We start from the raw sequence: 16,571 nt of genomic DNA, 5'->3' as shown, positions 1-16,571 counted from the left end.
GCAAGGAGCCCTATCCACGTCATGAAAATCCACTACACATCCATCATCCCCGCAACACTCGGAGCTGTCGCTTTTGCCAGCCTCCTGTCACTGCCGTCCGGTCTCTCTGCAGCCGCTACTTCCGAAGTGGTGCGAAGCTGGTATTTCCAAACAAACGCAAACACCCTTAGAGCCCTGTCCGGTGCATGGCAGGGCTGGGATGCCGCCGGCACCTCTTACGCTGAATCCCCCGGCACATCCAGCACGCCGCGCCTCGGGCACCATGGCGTCAGCGGCTGGGATCACGCCACCAACGCCACGGACACCGCCAACGACCGCGGTGCCATCTTCGCGCATTCGGGACCATCAGGCACTACAGGCACATTCACCAGCAGCTTTGTCGTCGCCGCTCCCTTCGCTACACTCACCGACTTCCAATCCCTCTCGCTGACCACGAACAACCTTCTCTCACTCACCTGGGATCAGGCATTGAGCAGCACCGAGATGAGCATTCGGGTGCTCGTTCAGGTCAACAACACCAACTGGTATGCCTCGCACAACACTTACACCGTGAGCACTGCGAGTTCCAACAGCAGCGTGACAAACGCCGAAGCCAAAACCCTCGACTTCACCTCGACCACCACCGGTCTCCAATCCACCAACTGGCAGGCCATCACCTTCGGCTCGACAGGCATCACCCTCACCGCCACTCAAGTAGCGAACAACCTCGGCGACACGATCACCGGCATCGGATTTTTGATCGACACAACAAACACGAGAAACCGCGTGGCTTGGATTGACAACGTGGAGCTACACGTTGCCACCCCCGTGCCCGAACCCGCCACCTGGGCTGCACTCATCGGCGTTACCGCGCTCCTCCTTGCTGTCATCCGCAAGCGCTGCCGCTGACTGCTTCGCAAGCTGATTTCGCCATTCAGTGTTCAGTGTTCGACGTTTAGTGTTCAGTGTTCCTGCTGCCTGCCGACCACTGTTCCTGTCCCCGTTTTCCATTTTTCCACCCGCCCGCCTGCCTACCTCCTCCCCCCCCCCTCCAGTCCCGATCTCCATTCATGAAACCTGTGTGTTACCTTCGATTTATTCTCCTTTCGGTGCTCGGCCTTCAGGCATTCGTCCTCTCCGCGAAGCCCGAACTCGTTACCCGCGAAGAAGCCGGCGCGCTCGCCGTCGAACGTCTCCCCGAATGGCGCGCCCGTATCTCCGCCACCACTACACCCGCGCCCGCCACCGGCATCGCCAACGCCAGCCACCCCCGCATCTATTTCACACCCGACACTGCCTGGCAAAAAAACCTCCGCGCCCGCCGAGCCGCCGCCCAAGGCCGCGAAAAAGAACTCTTCGACGCCGTTCTCGAACATGCCCGCGCCATCGCCGCCAAACCCCCCGTCGCCTACCGCCCCCCCGAAGCCTGGGTCACACCAAAAAACGCACTCAAATCCGCCGAAGCCGAACTCTGGCAACGCCCCATCGGAGACAACCTCGTTGTCTCCGCGCTTGCCCTCGCCTTGGAAGACGACCCCGCCATCCGCCGGAACATCCGTGACGTTGTTCTCACCGCCTGCGCCTATCCGAGCTGGGGCCTGCGTTCCCGCGGCATGCACCTCGCTGCCGCCCACCTCTCGCGTGGCATTGCCATTGCCACCGACTGGCACCCCGGCATCTGGACCGACGCCGAACAAGCCGTTATTCGCAAAACCATCCGCCATCACGTCAACGATATCGCCGACGGCCTCCACGGCGGCGTCTTCTGGGCGCTCTCTTATCACAACAACCACAACCACGTCAGCGCCGCCGCGCTCGGCCTCTGCGGCCTCGCCTTCCTCGACGAAATCCCCGAAGCCGCCCGCTGGCTCGCCGCCGCGCAAATCAACTTCGATCGCGTCATCCCCGCCAACAACGCCGACGGCAGCACCCCCGAAGGCTTTTCCTATTGGGCCTACAGCCTCAACCTCATCACCCAATACATCGAAGGCACACGCCGTATCACCGGTTCTGATACACTTTACCGGCACCCCTTCCTCCGCAACGCCATTGCCTATCGACTCCACGGCTCCACCCCCGGCTTTGGCGGCCCCCTCCCCTGGGGAGCCGTTGGCGGCACCGCCCCCGCCCCTGCCATCCTCCACGCCCTTGCCCGCCAATACCGCTCCACCGAAGGCCAGTTCCTCGCCCGCCAATTCCCCTGCCGCACCGACGACGGCATCACCAGCAACATCGCCTGGCAATCCCTCTGGTTCGATCCCACCCTCCCCGCCACGCCGCCCGTCATCCTCGACTACCACGCCACCGTCTCCGACATCGTCACCACCCGCACCGGCTGGACGAAAAACGATTACCTCCTCTCCATCAAATCCGGCGTCAACAACCGCAACCACGGCCATCTCGACGCCGGCGCCCTCGCCCTCGCTTTCGGTGACGAATGGCTCCTCACCGCCCCCCGCTACGGCCAGGGCAAACGCGACAACACCGGCGGCTATTGGGACCGCACCACCGGACGCCGCTGGACGTATTTTTCCACCACCACCGAAGCCCACTCCACCCTCCTCATCGACGGCAAAAACCAGCGCTCCGACTCCGCCGCCCGCGGCACCATCGACTCCTTCATAACCACCCCCGCCTGGTGCTGGACAAGCGTTGATCTGACCCAGGCGTATCAGGACATCGACTACGCGCGGCGTGGCGTCCTCCATCGGCGCGGCGATTACATCCTCGTATTCGACAACGTCCATGCTTCGCGCCCCCTCATCGTTGAATGGCTCGCACAACTCCTCCCCAAACGCATCACTCCCCCCTCCCCCCCCTCCGCCACCACGGACCGCCTCCATGTCGGCAACAAAACCGGCTCGCTCGAAATCCGCGCCCTTTACCCTGCCCGCCTTGCCTTCGCTCCCCGCGCACCCACTGCGCCCAACCACGACCTCCCCGGCGGTCGCCTGGAAACCTACGCTCTCAAATCCGAAGGGAACAACATCCGTTACGTCACCGCGCTGCTCCCCGCCTTTGCTGCAACCTCCGGAAAACAAAATCCCGTGCGTGACATCACCGTTCAGGAAATCCCCGGCGGCCTGCAAATCACGCTTCACGGCGACGGCTGGACCGACACCATCACGCAATCCGACACCGACCCCCGCCACCTCCAGGCTGCGCGCACCGACGAACCCACCTTCAAGACGACCCGCCCGTGAAACCTCACCCTCTGTTCCTGCTGCTACTCCCGCTCATCCTCACCATTGCCGATTTTGCCAGCGCCGCTCCAACACCCATCGCGTCCACCGCCCCCTCCCTTCCCCGCCCTGTGGTCCTCGTTCGTTCCGGCTGGCAGACCGTCAACATCGGCGACATCGCGCACACCCCCGGCCTCCTCACCCTCCTGCAAAAATTCACTCCGCAGGCCGACCTGATCCTCTGGCCCATGAATATCGACGAACACGGCGCCGAGGCCATGATTCGCCATTACTTCCCCGGCCTCCCCATCGTCCAAGGCCGCATCACCGATGGACAACCTGACACCCCCGAACTCCGCGACGCCTTCACCCGCGCCGACCTTCTCCTTTACAGCTCCGCCCCCGAACTCCACGTCGCCGCGCGCGACGTTCCCATCTGGCGCGCTCTTAACCCACAAAAACCTTACGGCTTTTACGGCATCACCATTGACCGCCAATCCCTCTTCGCCCGCATCACCAACCGAAAACCGCTCGACACCTCCGAGCGCGACATCCTCGACCACGCCAGCTTTGTCCTCTGCCGGGAAACCACCACGCTCGACTACCTGAAACGCGAAAACATCCGCGCCCCCCTCCTTGACTTCACTCCCGACGCCGTCTTTGGCGTCAACCAATACGACACCACCCGCGCCACCGCCTGGCTTCGTGAGAAAAACCTTCAACCCGGCCGCTACATCTGTGTCATCCCCCGCACCCGCTTCGCCCCCTACTACAAAATGCAACAACGCCCGCCCACCGAAAACGACCTCCGGCGCGAAGCCTACAATGCCGAACACACCTCCACCGACCTCGGAAAACTCCGCGACACCATTACCCGCTGGATACGCCAGACCCGCCTCCCCGTCATTGTCTGCCCCGAAATGCTCTTTGAAGTCGAACTCTCCAAAACCGAAATCATCAACAAACTCCCCGACGACGTCCGTCCCCTCGCCGTTTGGAAAAACACCTGGTGGCTCCCCGACGAAGCCGCTGCCATTTACCGCAACGCCATCGCCCTCCTCAGCATGGAATGCCACTCCCCCATCATTGCCATCGCCGCCGGCACCCCCGCCCTCTATCTCCGCACCCCGACCGAAACCAGCAAAGGGCAAATGTGGTCCGACATCGGCCTTGGTGACTGGATGATCGACCTCGACTCCTCCTCCACCACCGGCGAAACGCTCGCCGCCGAACTCCTCCGTATCCACAAAACCCCGACAACGACCCGCGCAAAACTCGCCTGCGCCATGTCCCTCGTCACCCGCCGCCAGCAGGAAGCACTCCACCTCATCCTCGGCCGCACCGAACTCGCCCGTGCCCGCCCAGCTTCCACCAATGAACAACGCTCCGGCCTCCTCCACCGCCAAACCGCCCGCTGACGCTCCCTATCGCGACGCCACCCTCCCGCACGAACATCGCATCGCCGACCTTTTCTCCCGCATGACGCTTGCCGAAAAAATCGGCCAGCTTCAGCAAACCCCCATGCGCGACTACCGCCGCCGCAAGACCGAAATCAAGGCCGGCCTTCGCGCCGGACGCTGGGGCTCCCGCATCCTCTCCAACAACGCCTGGGCCGGCAACGGACTCGGCACTCCGCTCGCCACGCCCGAAATCCTCAACGAACTCCAGCGCATCGCTGTTGAGGAAAGCCGCCTCGGCATTCCCCTCATCCACGGGCGCGACGTCATCCACGGCCACGCCACCGTCCTTCCCATCCCGCTCGCGCAAGCGGCAACCTTTGATCCCGCGCTCATCGAAACCGCCTCCGCCTGCGTCGCCCGCGAAGCCCGTGCGCAAGGCGTTCACTGGAGCTTTGCCCCCATGATCGACCTCTCCCGCGACCCACGCTGGGGCCGCATCGTCGAAGGCTACGGCGAAGACCCCTTGCTCATCGCCCGCTGCGGCGAAGCCGTCATCCGCGGCTACCAAGGCCGCGAGCCAGGCGACACCGCCACCAACGAACACATGCTCGCCTGCGCGAAACATTTTTGCGGATACGGCGGTTCCGAAGGCGGACGCGATTACGAAACCACCGAGTGGACCACCAACACACTCCTCAACTTCGTGCTCCCCCCCTTTGCCGCCGCCGTCAAAGCCGGTGTCGCCACTGTCATGTCCTCCTTCAACGACCTCGGCGGCACCCCCGTCAGCGGCAGCACCGCGCTCATGGACGGCTGGCTCAAACGCGGGCAAAACTTCAACGGAGTCATCGTCAGCGACTGGGGCGCCGTCACCGACCTCATCGAACACGGAGCCGCCCTCGACGCCCGCGCCGCTGCCGCCCAGGGCATCAACGCCGGGATCGACATGGAAATGGACTCCGAACACCTCTGCGAAACGCAGCTCCCCGCACTCATCGAAAACGGCCTCGTTTCCATGTCCCGCCTCGACGACGCCGTCCGCCGCGTCCTCCGCATGAAGTTTGCCGCCGGTCTTTTTGAAAATCCCTATATCGACCCCGCGCTCGCGCCAAAAGTCCTGCGCCGTCCCGACCACATCGACACCGCCCGCCGCCTCGCCGAGCAAAGCATCGTCCTCCTCCGCAACAACGCCGGCATCCTGCCCTTGAAACCGGGTGAATCCGGAAAACCACTACGCATCGCCCTTGTCGGCCCCTATACCGCCGCCCGCCGCCAACACCTCGGCACATGGTGCCTCGACGGCCGCCCCGAAGATGTCACCAACATCCATGAAGGCTTGCTCGCCGCCGCCGCTGATTCCGGAGCGCCCATTGCGCTTGATCTTCGCACCGCCGACCCTGCCTTCAGCGACGAAATGCTTGCCACCGCCGGAGCCGTCGATGTTGACGTCATTGTCGCCTGTGTCGGCGAAAGCCATCTCCGCACCGGCGAGGCGCGCTGCATCAGCACGCTCGAACTCCCCCCCGGTCAGGAACAACTCATCGAAACCCTCGCCCGCCTCGAAAAAACCCTTGTTGTCGTGCAGTGCAGCGGACGTCCGCTGCCCTCGCCCGCCGCGCACCAGCACGCCGACGCCTGGCTTCTCGCCTGGCACGGCGGCACCGAAGCCGGCCACGCCATCGCCCGCGTCCTTCTCGGCCACGTCAACCCTTCCGGAAAACTCCCCGTGACGATGCCCCGTTCCGTCGGGCAAATCCCCGTTTACTACAATCGCAAACGCCCCGGCAAACTCCGCCAAATGCCACACTATCGCGCATATCAAGACCTCCCCGCCGACCCTCTCTTTCCCTTTGGTCACGGCCTCTCCTACACGCGGTTCACGTATTCCGAAATCACGCTGATACCCTCCTCCGCAAGCATTGGCGAACCCGTCGTTATCCGTATCCGAATAAACAACACAGGTCCGTGTGAAGGCGTCGAAACCGTGCAATGTTACGTGCAGGATACCGCCGCTGAAACCACCCGGCCCGACCGCGAGTTGAAAGGGTTTGAACGCGTTCAACTGCGTTCCGGAGAGTCACGTGAAGTGACGTTCACGCTCACGTCGAAACATTTCGGATACCACGGATCGGACGGTACGTTCCGTGTCGATCCCGGCCAGTTCCTCATCGGTATCGGCACCGATTCCACCGTCCCGTTGACCGCACGGCTTGAGCTACGTTGAAGTGGCGCAGGCGTCCCGCCTGCATTCCGATCAGATGTAACGTAGCAAGATGCTTTCGTAGAGTTCTTGTTTTCCGCTGCGCGGGGTGACTTCGCCCTGCTCGTGCGCGATTTGATGCAAGTCGGCGAGCGAAAGTTTGCCCTGCGTAAAAGCGAGCCCAGCACCGCTGTCGAAGGTCGCGTAACGTTGTTTCTTCATCGCCGGGAGCGGCGACTCCTTGAGCAATTTTTCCGCCGCGATGGCGGCGCGGGCAAACGCGTCCATTCCAGCGATGTGCGCGATAAACAAGTCCTCAATGTCGGTCGAGTTGCGGCGGATTTTTGCGTCGAAATTGATGCCGCCATGCGTGAATCCGCCGACTTGCAGGATGATTGCCATCGCCTCGGTAAGCTCGACCGGGTCGATGGGGAACTGGTCGGTGTCCCAACCGTTTTGCGCATCGCCCCGGTTGGCGTCGATGCTGCCGAGCAACCCGGCATCGGCGGCAACCTGCAACTCGTGCGGAAACGTGTGACCCGCGAGCGTCGCGTGATTGACCTCGATGTTGAGTTGGAAATCGCCCAACAGATCGAACTCACGCAAGAAGCCGATCACCGTGGCCGCGTCGTAGTCATACTGATGTTTGCTCGGCTCGCAGGGTTTGGGCTCGATGAAAAATTTCCCGCGAAAACCCTGCGCCCGGGCGTAGTCACGGGCAATGGTGAGGAAGCGCGCAAAATTCTCCCGCTCACGTTTCATGTCGGTGTTGAGAAGCGACATGTAACCCTCGCGACCGCCCCAGAAAACATAGCTCTCACCGCCGAGCGCGATGGTCGCGTCGATGGCCGATTTGAGCTGACCGCCAGCGCGCGCCAGAATCGGAAATTCGGGATTGGTGCCCGCGCCATTCATATAACGCGGATTGCTGAACAAATTCGCCGTGCCCCAAAGCAATTTCACACCCGAAGCCGCCTGCTTCTCCTTCGCATACGCAACGATGGCCTGTATCCGTTTTTCGGATTCCGCCAGCGTCGGAGCCTCGTCCACCAGATCGACGTCATGGAAACAATAATACGGCGCACCGAGTTTGGTGATAAATTCAAAAGCCGCATCCATCTTGGCGCGGGCGCGCTCGACGGGATCCGCCGCAGAAAGCCAGGGCATGGGCCGCGTCGCCGCGCCAAACGGATCGGTGCCGTTGGCGCAAAAGCTGTGCCAGTAAGCGACCGCAAAACGCATGAGTTCGCGCAACGGACGCCCCGCGACAACGCGCTTGGCGTCGTAGTAACGAAACGCGAGCGGATTGCTGCTGTCCGGCCCCTCGTAAGCGATGGACCCGATTTCAGGAAAATAGGCGCGAGAGCCGATAGTGAGTTTGGTGGTGTTCATGATGTTTTTTGGGAGATGCAGATGTGAGTAACGGCTGTTGTGCAATTCAGCGTGGCGCGGGCGTCTCGCCCGCAACCCCTGCTACATCGGAATTGCGGGCGAGACGCCCGCGCCACTTTCTTATATCAGAAAAAACGTTCTCGATGCATTCACAAAGGGACCATTTGCCACGCCCACTTAGCACAATCGAAAACCAGCAAAACACCCTCCCCTCCCCCCCCCCCCCCCCGGCATCACCTCATCTGCCGCCGATAAATGCTAGGCGTGACACCGCAGGTTTTTCGGAACTGACGGGCGAAATAATTGCCGTCCGAAAACCCGCATTCCAACGCGATCTCCGTCATCCCAAGATCACTCCGCCGCAACAAACGCCGCGCTGCCTCGATGCGCAACCCGATGAGAAAATCGATAGGCGATTGCCCCGTTGCCTGCCTGAACATGCGCAATAAATTGGACCGCGAAACCCGCGCCTGCTCCGCCAGTTGTTCCAAGGTCCAAGGCTCGCCAAACCGCTGCTCCAACATGCTCACCAGTTGCCCGACTTGCAGCAGCGCATGACTCTCCCGCGTGTCGCTCTGCGCGTAGTGACGCGACAGCAACACCATGAGCTCCACCAACAACGAAAGCAACACCGCCTCATGTCCTTCCTGCGCTGCTTTTGATTCATTCTCAATCCGTTCCACAATCGCCTCCGCACTCCCAAGCTCACGACGCGCAAGCCGCAAGCGACTCGAAAAACGATGCGTGCTACGAAACGTCGGCTCCAACATAAACAGCGCACTGTAACCCGGCAGCCGTCTCAACAACCCAAGCGGCAACGGCAGACGTTCTGGATCGTACATGACATTGATGAGCGCCAAACCCTGCCGTTCCCGAAAACAATGCACCTGCCGTCCTTGAAGAACGAATACATCGCCCGTCGAAACGTGAAACGATTCCCCTTCGAGCACATGCACCCCGCGTCCCCCCGTGACCATCGCCAGTTCGCAGAAATCGTGCCAGTGCTCGATCTCCGTGACATCATGCGGATGCGATTCTCCGCCATCCGCCTGCGTCGCCACACGCCGCACCGTGACGGGAAACCCGTCCGCACCGAAGTAATCAACGCCTTTGGCAAGCACGGCCATATTTGGTGAACCAAAAGCACAATCGGAACACCCCCTCCCGGCAACGACAATGTCGCCTCATTGCGTTGCTTGCTGCATTGCTTGGAGTGCGGTGATTCATCACCGCTTTGGACGGCGCGATTCATCACGCCGCCCTCCCGCCCTCCCGCCTTCCCACCCTCCGCCCCATAGCGAAACAAAAACAGCGAGAGGCAGGCGGGCAGGCCGTTAAAACGGCCTGTCAAGGCGGCGATGAATCGCCGCACTCCATACCTGACTCCATACCTGATCCACATCTGACATCACCTTGAGTCCCCCCCCCCCCCCCCGCCGCTGCTATTCAACGCGATCCCAGTTCCCGCTCCAACTCCCCGGCCAATTTCAACAATTCCACCTCCAACTCCTTTTGGTCGCGCAACGCGAACGCCTCATGACGCATCAACAAGGCCACCGCCAAACGCGGCGGATCGATGAACGGCTCACGCAACACCGCCGCCACCGAAACATGATCCTTGCTTGATTCGCGCCGATTCCACGCAAACCCCGCCCGATGCGCCTCACGAAGCTGCGCCAGAAATTTTTTCGGATCACGATTCGTATAACGCGTTGCCGGCGCCTCATCATTGCCCGGCGCGTAACGAGCCCACTCCGACTCCGGCAACTGCGCCACCAACACCTTGCCCACCGACGACGCGTAAGCGCGACCATGCGACCCCAAGCGCGTCGTGTTGCCCTCCTCGCCCGCCGCGCAAACCACATACGTATCACGCCGCCCCAACATGCTGATGTAAACGCTGCACCCCAACTTCACCGCTGCCGCGCGCAACTGATCATCGAGCCGCAAATTGCGCCCGAAGTGCCAGGCGATCTCGTGCACAAAATCAAAAATATCCGCGCTCAACGTGTAACGCTTCGTCGCCTCGATCCGTTGCACAAACCCCAGATCCTGCAACGACGCCAGCAAGCGATGCACTGACGATTTCGGCATCCCCAACTCCTCCGCGATACGCGTCACCCCGAGCGAATGCCCTGCGTGAACCATCATGCGAACGAGCGCGATACCTTGCGTCAGCGGAGTCTGTTTCATGGCGGGTTTCATGCGGCGACCAGACGCGCATCCAGCCAGCCCGCCGCCTCCGGCGCAAGCCACGAGGCACCATCAACTGTTGCGAAACTCTCGCGGACTCAAACCGGTGGCCTCGCGGATGGCGCGGGAAAAATAGTTCGCATCGGCGAAGCCCGAAGCGAGCGCCACCTCGTGGATGGGCGCACCCGTTTCGCGCAACAAAACAAGACCGCGTTGCACGCGCAGATTGTGAAGGTAAGTCGAAGGTTTCAGACCGTGGCTGGCGGCGAAGCAGCGAAACAAAGTGCTGCGATGCACGCGCAAGCGCTCCGCCAATTCGGTCACGCCCACGGCGGGATCGGCGAAAAGACGGTCCATGAGCGTCCTCGCCCGCGCCGGAAGCGAGTCAGGCGCAGGTGGACTCGTTTTGGCGGAAGCGGCCAGCAACAACGCGTGCGCCAAGTGAGCGGCCCGCCGCTCGCCCTCGGCCGTGTATTCGCGCAACGCCGCGGTGATTTCCAAAAAAATCTTCTCGGGACACGCTCCGCTTTGGTGAAGCCGCCCGCCAAGCCCGAACGCATCGAACCAGCGCACACATTCCGCATGGTCAAAAGTCACCCAGCAATACCGCCAGCGATCCGACACTGCGCGCAAATGGTGCGTATCGCCGGGCCGATAGATAAAAATCCGACCCGGTTCGAGGGAAGTCCAAGCGTCGTCCACCCGAAATTCACCACGCCCCTCCAGCCCCCAAAACAATTCGAGAAACCACTTTTGACGCGGCGCCTCTTCCCAACCGCGCGGCGCCTCGTTGCGCCCCGCCGAGCGCACGCGCAACGGCAAATTGGGCACCGCCGGGACTGCGGAACGGAAGACGATCAGGCGATTTCGATTGCGCAACATCAGTGCTAAAAATGCCACAACGCTGCTATTGGCAAAAGGAAATCTGCCCGACCAACCTGAAAACGATGAGCAACATAAAACCTAAAATCGTTATTATCGGAGCAGGCAGCCTCTTCTTCGGACGCAAGGCCATCTGGTCCATGAATCACCTTCCCGGCCTCAAAGGCGGGACGCTTTCCCTGGTGGACACTGATCCCGCCAATCTCGACCGCATGGTGCGGCTCGCGCGCCTCGCTGCCGACACCTCCGGCTCCGGCACCACGGTCGAAGGCTTCGCGGATTTCCGCCAAGCCCTGCCCGGCGCGGACTACGTGGTGCTCAGTTTCGCCGTGCGCAACGCCCACTACCGCCGCATCGATTGCCAGATTTCCGCCAAATACGGCATCCGCATGTGTTCGGGCGACACCATCGGACCGGGCGGCGTATTTCGCGCCATGCGCGAGTTCCCCCACATCCTCGAGATCGCCCGTGCGGTTGAGGAAATCTGCCCCGATGCGTGGTTGATCAACTACATCAACCCCTCGGCCATCATGGGCATCGGACTCATGCGCCACTCCAAAACAAAAACCTTTGCCCTCTGCGATTCGCATCACCTCCCGCACAAAAAACTCGGCTACCTCAAACTCCTCGGACGTGACGAAGCAGAGGCCGCCGACTTCGACATGCGCATCGCTGGCGTCAACCACTTCACTTGGATGCTGCGCGCCGAACTCAAAGGACGCGACGTGCTCCCCGACATCCGCGAAGCCTTCCGCGCGAAGTCCGTTGGCGAAAAAGACTCCGGCTATTCCAAAGGCCGCTTCAACAACTTCATCACCGCGCAACTAGCCGACACCTTCGGCGCGGTGCCCACCTGCACCGGCCACACCAAGGAATACGTCCCCTACTACCAAGGCCGCGCCGCCATCCAGGAACCCATTCCACCGCTCTCCGTCTTCGACTGCGACGAACGCGACGAAAGAACCGCCGCCATGTGGACCGAGGTGGACGACTACCTTTCCGGCGCGAAGCCGATGGACGAGTTTCATTCGGGCAACGGCCCCGACCACGCCACTGACATCATCAACACGATGGTCACAGAAGACGGACGCAACTACTTCATCAACCGCTCCAACTCCAACTGCACCCAAGACGACACACGCCCCGTCGGCAACCTGCCCGCTGACGCCTTCCTCGAACTGGAGTGCCAGCTCGATCGCAACGGTCCGCGTCCCCTGCCGGTGGGAGATTTCCCCCTTGGCCTGCGGGCGCTCCAAATGCAAATCCTCGACGTGCACGAGTTGACGGTTGAGGCGATTGTGAAACGCGACCGCAACCTGCTGGTGCGCGCGCTGGCGATGGACCCACTGATCAACTCAATCGCCACGGCCAAAGCCGTGATTGACGAACTCTTCGAAGCGCAAAAAGACGTGCTCCCCGGCTGGTCCGATCAGACGGCCCCCGTCGCCCCCCTCGCTCCGACCAAAGCCCCCACCGGCAATGCGCCGCAGCTCTACTAGCACCGCATAAATCCGTCGTCTTAACCGGTAGGGAGGCCTTTGTGCCCTCTGCCGAGGGCAGCCCTTCGGGCCATCGCCTCCGGCGATGCCATCTCCGCGCTGCTGCGCTTCGTCCGAGGCCTCCGCTGTGCGTACGAATGGTCACGAAGGGACGATAGGCCTGAGGCGCGGAAGCGCCCGTAGCGCAGGCATCTTGCCTGCCATCCAATCTACTGCGCGAAGCGCTGCTTCCCAAAAACAAACGCAGCAAAAGTCCCCGCGCTTCGCGCAATCAATTTAGTTTGCAGGCAAGATGCCTGCGCTACGGGCGCTACCGCGCCTCCCCCCCTCCCCCCCCCCCCCCCTCTCCGCGCCCCCGCGCCTCCGCGTGAGATTTTCCCTCCCTCTCCCTCGTTCCACAGGGAGCACCTGTTCCATTAGCGGAACGTCACCCATCCGAAACCTCTGCTTCGACTCGTCTGCCTGCCCCCTGTGCCACTTGTTGCCTACCGTGAGTTCGCCCCTGCAACACCACGAATTGGAAACAAGCTGCCTCGTCATCGGCGGAGGCCCCGCTGGATACGGCGCGGCACTGGCTGCCCTGCGCGGCGGCTGCCCGACACTACTTGCGGAACGCCACGGCTACCTCGGCGGCATGGGCACTGCCGCCGGCCTCAGTTGCCACCTAAACCACCGCGCCGCCGCCCACAACCTCGCGGGCCCCACCTATCTCGAATTCGTGCAACTCCAGTCCCGCCTCGGCGCGCACTATTACGACGCACATGCGCAAGCCGATTTCTTTGAACCGGAGAACTGCAAACGCGTCATGGAAACCCAACTACACGACGCAGGCGGAACGCTCCTCTATCATGCACTCCTGACAACCGTCCAACGCACGCAGGACAACTGGGAAGCAACCTTTGTATGCAAAAGCGCCACCATTCGCGTCCGCGCCCGCTATCTCATCGACACCACCGGCGACGCCGACGCCTGCGCCCTTGCCGGAGCACGCATGACGCACGGACGCCACACCGACGGCAAAACCCAACCCATGTCCATGGTCGTGCAACTCGGCGGCTTTGACCCCGCCGCCTGGCACGCCGCCGGACACCGCCTCGTTGCCGGACGCTACGCCGTCGAAGGCGACCACTTCGCCGCCGAAATCGCCCGCGCCCGCGCCGCTGGCGAATGGACAATTCCCCGCACCGAAATCGCCATGTTCTGGTCGATGCCCTCCGACCCCACCCGCGTCACCATCAACGGCACCCGCATCAACGGCCTCAGCGCCTGCAACCCACTCGAAACCACCCGCGCCGAAATCGAAGGCCGCCGTCAAGCGGGCGAAATCCTGTCATTCTTTCGCAACTACATCCCCGGCTTCGCCAACGCCCACCTCCTGCAAACAGGCCCGCAAATCGGCGTGCGCGAAAGCCGCCGCATCGTAGGCCGCGCCACGCTCACCGCCGATGCCGTTCGCGCCCGTCACATTCCCTCCGACACCATTGTCCTCTGCGCCTATCCCATCGACGTCCATGCGCCCGACGGCAACGGCACCCAATTCGAGCAACACAACAACACCGACGGCCCGCACGTTTACGGCATCCCCTGGCCCTGCCTCCTCCCCGCGCCACAAGCCACCGACGCCAACAACGACACCCAACACGCACTCGACAACCTTGCTGCTGCCGGACGCTGCATCAGTGCCACGCACGAAGCCGCTGGCAGCTTCCGTGTCATGCCCACCTGCATGAACCTCGGCGAAGCCGCTGGCACTGCCGTTGCCCTCGCTCATCAAACCGACCGCAAACTCCACCAAGTCACCGCCCCTGAAATCCGCGCCGCACTTGGCGGCGTATGCGAAAACCTTCCGTTCACCCTCAGTGAAAAAGCTCAACCACAACCCGAAATCTGCGCCGCCTAAAACGCTCCCATTTTTTCCAATCCACCAAATCCAACCCAAATCCAAGCCCATCCATTAGATTATGAAAACAACCCAAACCCAATCCATTACCCGCCTCATGATCGCGTTTTTCGCATTCGCGACCTCCGTGGCAATCTCCTCTGCTGCCAACAGTGTCACCGTGACCAATGCCCAATCAACCGGTTCCGTCGTTGCCTCATATCACCCCACAACGACAGGAGGCTACCAGTGGAAGTGGACTGACGCAGAGACGGGCCCCCGACGAGATCTTGGCCAGACCTTCGCTCTTTCCACAGACACGCTCCTCGAATCCATCACACTCAAACTCCAATCGGGAACCGGCGTCGGTGCCAAAAACGCAAATTTTACGCTTACACTTTTCGCATTTGAAGCGCTGCCACCTACCGCGGAAAAACCAGCGACTGTCATCAAAACCTTCCACGATGTTTTCCCCAACACCACCTATACGGCCAACACTTATCTGACCTTTGATATTTCAAGCGCCAACATCGTTCTCTCCGGCTCCACCACCGTGACCTACGGATTCCTGCTCAGCTTTGATTCAGGTGCTGGCAGTCGAGCTATCTCCTTCTATTCTGCCGTCAACACCACTGAATCCGGAAAACGCATCGAGAGTGCAAATGGCACTACGATAGTGGTCACCAACACCGCCCTTGATTACAGCATCCAAGGCACTGCTGCCGTTCCCGAACCCGCCACCGTGGCCGCGTTCCTTGGAGCCATCGTGCTTGCCACAAGCCTGCTCATCCGCCGCCGTCAACGCAGCTAAACACGCGAACCACCACTCGCCGCCTTATGTCGCCATCCTGTGTCCAATCAACCCGGTCCACACTGCCAGCAACCCTGCTAACGCTCCTTGCTGCCATTGCCTTCGCACCCGGAAACCTCGCTGCGCAAACACCCGGCAATCGAGTCGTTGTGGACCAACGCAGCTCCCCTCTCCCCCCCCCTGGCACCTATCGCACACTTGCCGCTGCAACCGCAAAACTCCGTCCCGGCGACACACTCTGGATTGCGCCCGACAGCGGACCGTATCGGGAAATCCTCTACATCAAAACCAATGGAAATCCCGACGCACCCGTCACCATCGAAGGCAACGGCAACGAAATCACTGGTTTCGATACCCTTGCCTTCTCCGAACAAGGTAGTGCCACCGTAACTACAGAATACCCCTTTGTTCTCCGCCACCACGGCAAACGCATCCCCGAAGACGCCGCCACAGGCAAATTCACCGCAGGCATCACATGGAACCCTGATGCGAAAACACTCACCTTCGCCCCCGACACCTCACCGGAAGGCTGGGAAATCTCCACCCGCCCCTTCGCTGTGCGCATCAACAACGCCTCGCATCACACCTACAAAAACCTCATCGCCACCGGCTCGCGCAACGACGGCTTCAACCTCCACGGCACCGGCTCGAACCTCCTCTTTGAAAACATCACCGGTGCCCAAAACCTCGACGAAGGATTTTCCGCGCACGAAACCATCGACGCCGAAATCCGAGGCGGACGCTTTTACGAAAACGACAACGGCCTCTTCAACGTACAACAAAGCAAACTGCGCCTGACCGACGCCGACCTTTACAACAACCTCGGCCTCGGACTCGCCTTCAACGGCACCGCCACCATTGAAGCCCGCAAGGTCCGCGTCTGGGGCAACGGCGCCGTGCAACTCCTGCTCAACGGCACCGTCAACGCCGCCTTTGAAAACACTGTCATCCATCGCCAGTCACACACGACCCGTCCTTGGCTGAGTTACATGGAGATGAAAAACCGCACCACACCGACAACGTCCGTCATTGCCAAAACCGTCGTCTGGACCGGAGCCAAACCAACATTTGCCGACACAACTGCTCCAGCGAACACACCAACACCATAATTTCGCACACGTCCTCCCCCCCCCCCCAACCACACAGCGACAATG

General features: G+C 61.6%; 12 protein-coding genes. 8 read left to right on the top strand and 4 right to left on the bottom strand.

The window, feature by feature from the left end:
* Positions 1-21 precede the first annotated feature (21 nt).
* From OBACDRAFT_RS14155 to OBACDRAFT_RS14140, 4 genes are all read left to right on the top strand, one after another.
* Positions 22-888, top strand: a complete 867-nt coding sequence (locus OBACDRAFT_RS14155) for a PEP-CTERM sorting domain-containing protein (protein ID WP_043586641.1) — start codon at positions 22-24, stop codon at positions 886-888.
* 161 nt (positions 889-1,049) lie between these two features.
* Positions 1,050-3,182: a heparinase II/III domain-containing protein gene (locus tag OBACDRAFT_RS30760; protein WP_052362026.1), complete on the top strand. Its 2,133-nt coding sequence runs from the start codon at positions 1,050-1,052 to the stop codon at positions 3,180-3,182.
* Complete coding sequence (locus OBACDRAFT_RS14145) at positions 3,179-4,579, top strand: polysaccharide pyruvyl transferase family protein (protein WP_052362024.1); 1,401 nt, start codon at positions 3,179-3,181, stop codon at positions 4,577-4,579. The genes OBACDRAFT_RS30760 and OBACDRAFT_RS14145 overlap by 4 nt, the downstream gene beginning before the upstream one ends.
* A complete protein-coding gene (locus OBACDRAFT_RS14140; RefSeq protein WP_052362022.1) occupies positions 4,536-6,785 on the top strand; it encodes a glycoside hydrolase family 3 N-terminal domain-containing protein in 2,250 nt (749 codons plus the stop codon). The genes OBACDRAFT_RS14145 and OBACDRAFT_RS14140 overlap by 44 nt, the downstream gene beginning before the upstream one ends.
* A 30-nt stretch (positions 6,786-6,815) precedes the next feature.
* Here the strand turns inward: OBACDRAFT_RS14140 and xylA are convergent, their stop codons facing one another.
* From xylA to OBACDRAFT_RS14120, 4 genes are all read right to left on the bottom strand, one after another.
* Positions 6,816-8,153, bottom strand: coding sequence for a xylose isomerase (xylA, locus tag OBACDRAFT_RS14135; RefSeq protein ID WP_043586639.1), 1,338 nt, complete (start codon positions 8,151-8,153; stop codon positions 6,816-6,818).
* 233 nt (positions 8,154-8,386) lie between these two features.
* Positions 8,387-9,280, bottom strand: a complete 894-nt coding sequence (locus OBACDRAFT_RS14130) for a helix-turn-helix domain-containing protein (RefSeq protein WP_043586638.1) — start codon at positions 9,278-9,280, stop codon at positions 8,387-8,389.
* 319 nt (positions 9,281-9,599) lie between these two features.
* Complete coding sequence (locus tag OBACDRAFT_RS14125) at positions 9,600-10,346, bottom strand: IclR family transcriptional regulator (RefSeq protein WP_043586635.1); 747 nt, start codon at positions 10,344-10,346, stop codon at positions 9,600-9,602.
* Positions 10,347-10,418: 72 nt separating this feature from the next.
* A complete protein-coding gene (locus tag OBACDRAFT_RS14120; protein ID WP_043586634.1) occupies positions 10,419-11,228 on the bottom strand; it encodes a helix-turn-helix transcriptional regulator in 810 nt (269 codons plus the stop codon).
* A 65-nt stretch (positions 11,229-11,293) separates the two neighbouring features.
* On the opposite strand from OBACDRAFT_RS14120, the gene OBACDRAFT_RS14115 reads away from it, so the two are divergent.
* From OBACDRAFT_RS14115 to OBACDRAFT_RS14100, 4 genes are all read left to right on the top strand, one after another.
* Positions 11,294-12,727, top strand: a complete 1,434-nt coding sequence (locus OBACDRAFT_RS14115; protein WP_081722073.1) for a family 4 glycosyl hydrolase — start codon at positions 11,294-11,296, stop codon at positions 12,725-12,727.
* Between the two features lie 490 nt (positions 12,728-13,217).
* On the top strand, positions 13,218-14,627 hold the full coding sequence (locus OBACDRAFT_RS14110; RefSeq protein WP_052362020.1) for an FAD-dependent oxidoreductase: 1,410 nt from the start codon (positions 13,218-13,220) through the stop codon (positions 14,625-14,627).
* Positions 14,628-14,688: 61 nt separating this feature from the next.
* Positions 14,689-15,417, top strand: coding sequence for a PEP-CTERM sorting domain-containing protein (locus OBACDRAFT_RS14105; RefSeq protein ID WP_043586630.1), 729 nt, complete (start codon positions 14,689-14,691; stop codon positions 15,415-15,417).
* Between the two features lie 26 nt (positions 15,418-15,443).
* Positions 15,444-16,526 carry a right-handed parallel beta-helix repeat-containing protein gene (locus tag OBACDRAFT_RS14100; RefSeq protein WP_081722066.1) on the top strand — a complete coding sequence of 361 codons (1,083 nt, stop codon included), beginning with the start codon at positions 15,444-15,446 and terminating at the stop codon, positions 16,524-16,526.
* Positions 16,527-16,571: the final 45 nt, after the last annotated feature.

The organism is Geminisphaera colitermitum TAV2, from assembly GCF_000171235.2.
Taxonomy (GTDB): Bacteria; Verrucomicrobiota; Verrucomicrobiia; order Opitutales; family Opitutaceae; genus Geminisphaera; species Geminisphaera colitermitum.
Note: the sequence above shows the minus strand (reverse complement) of the source record. Positions and strands in the feature narration are given on the sequence as shown.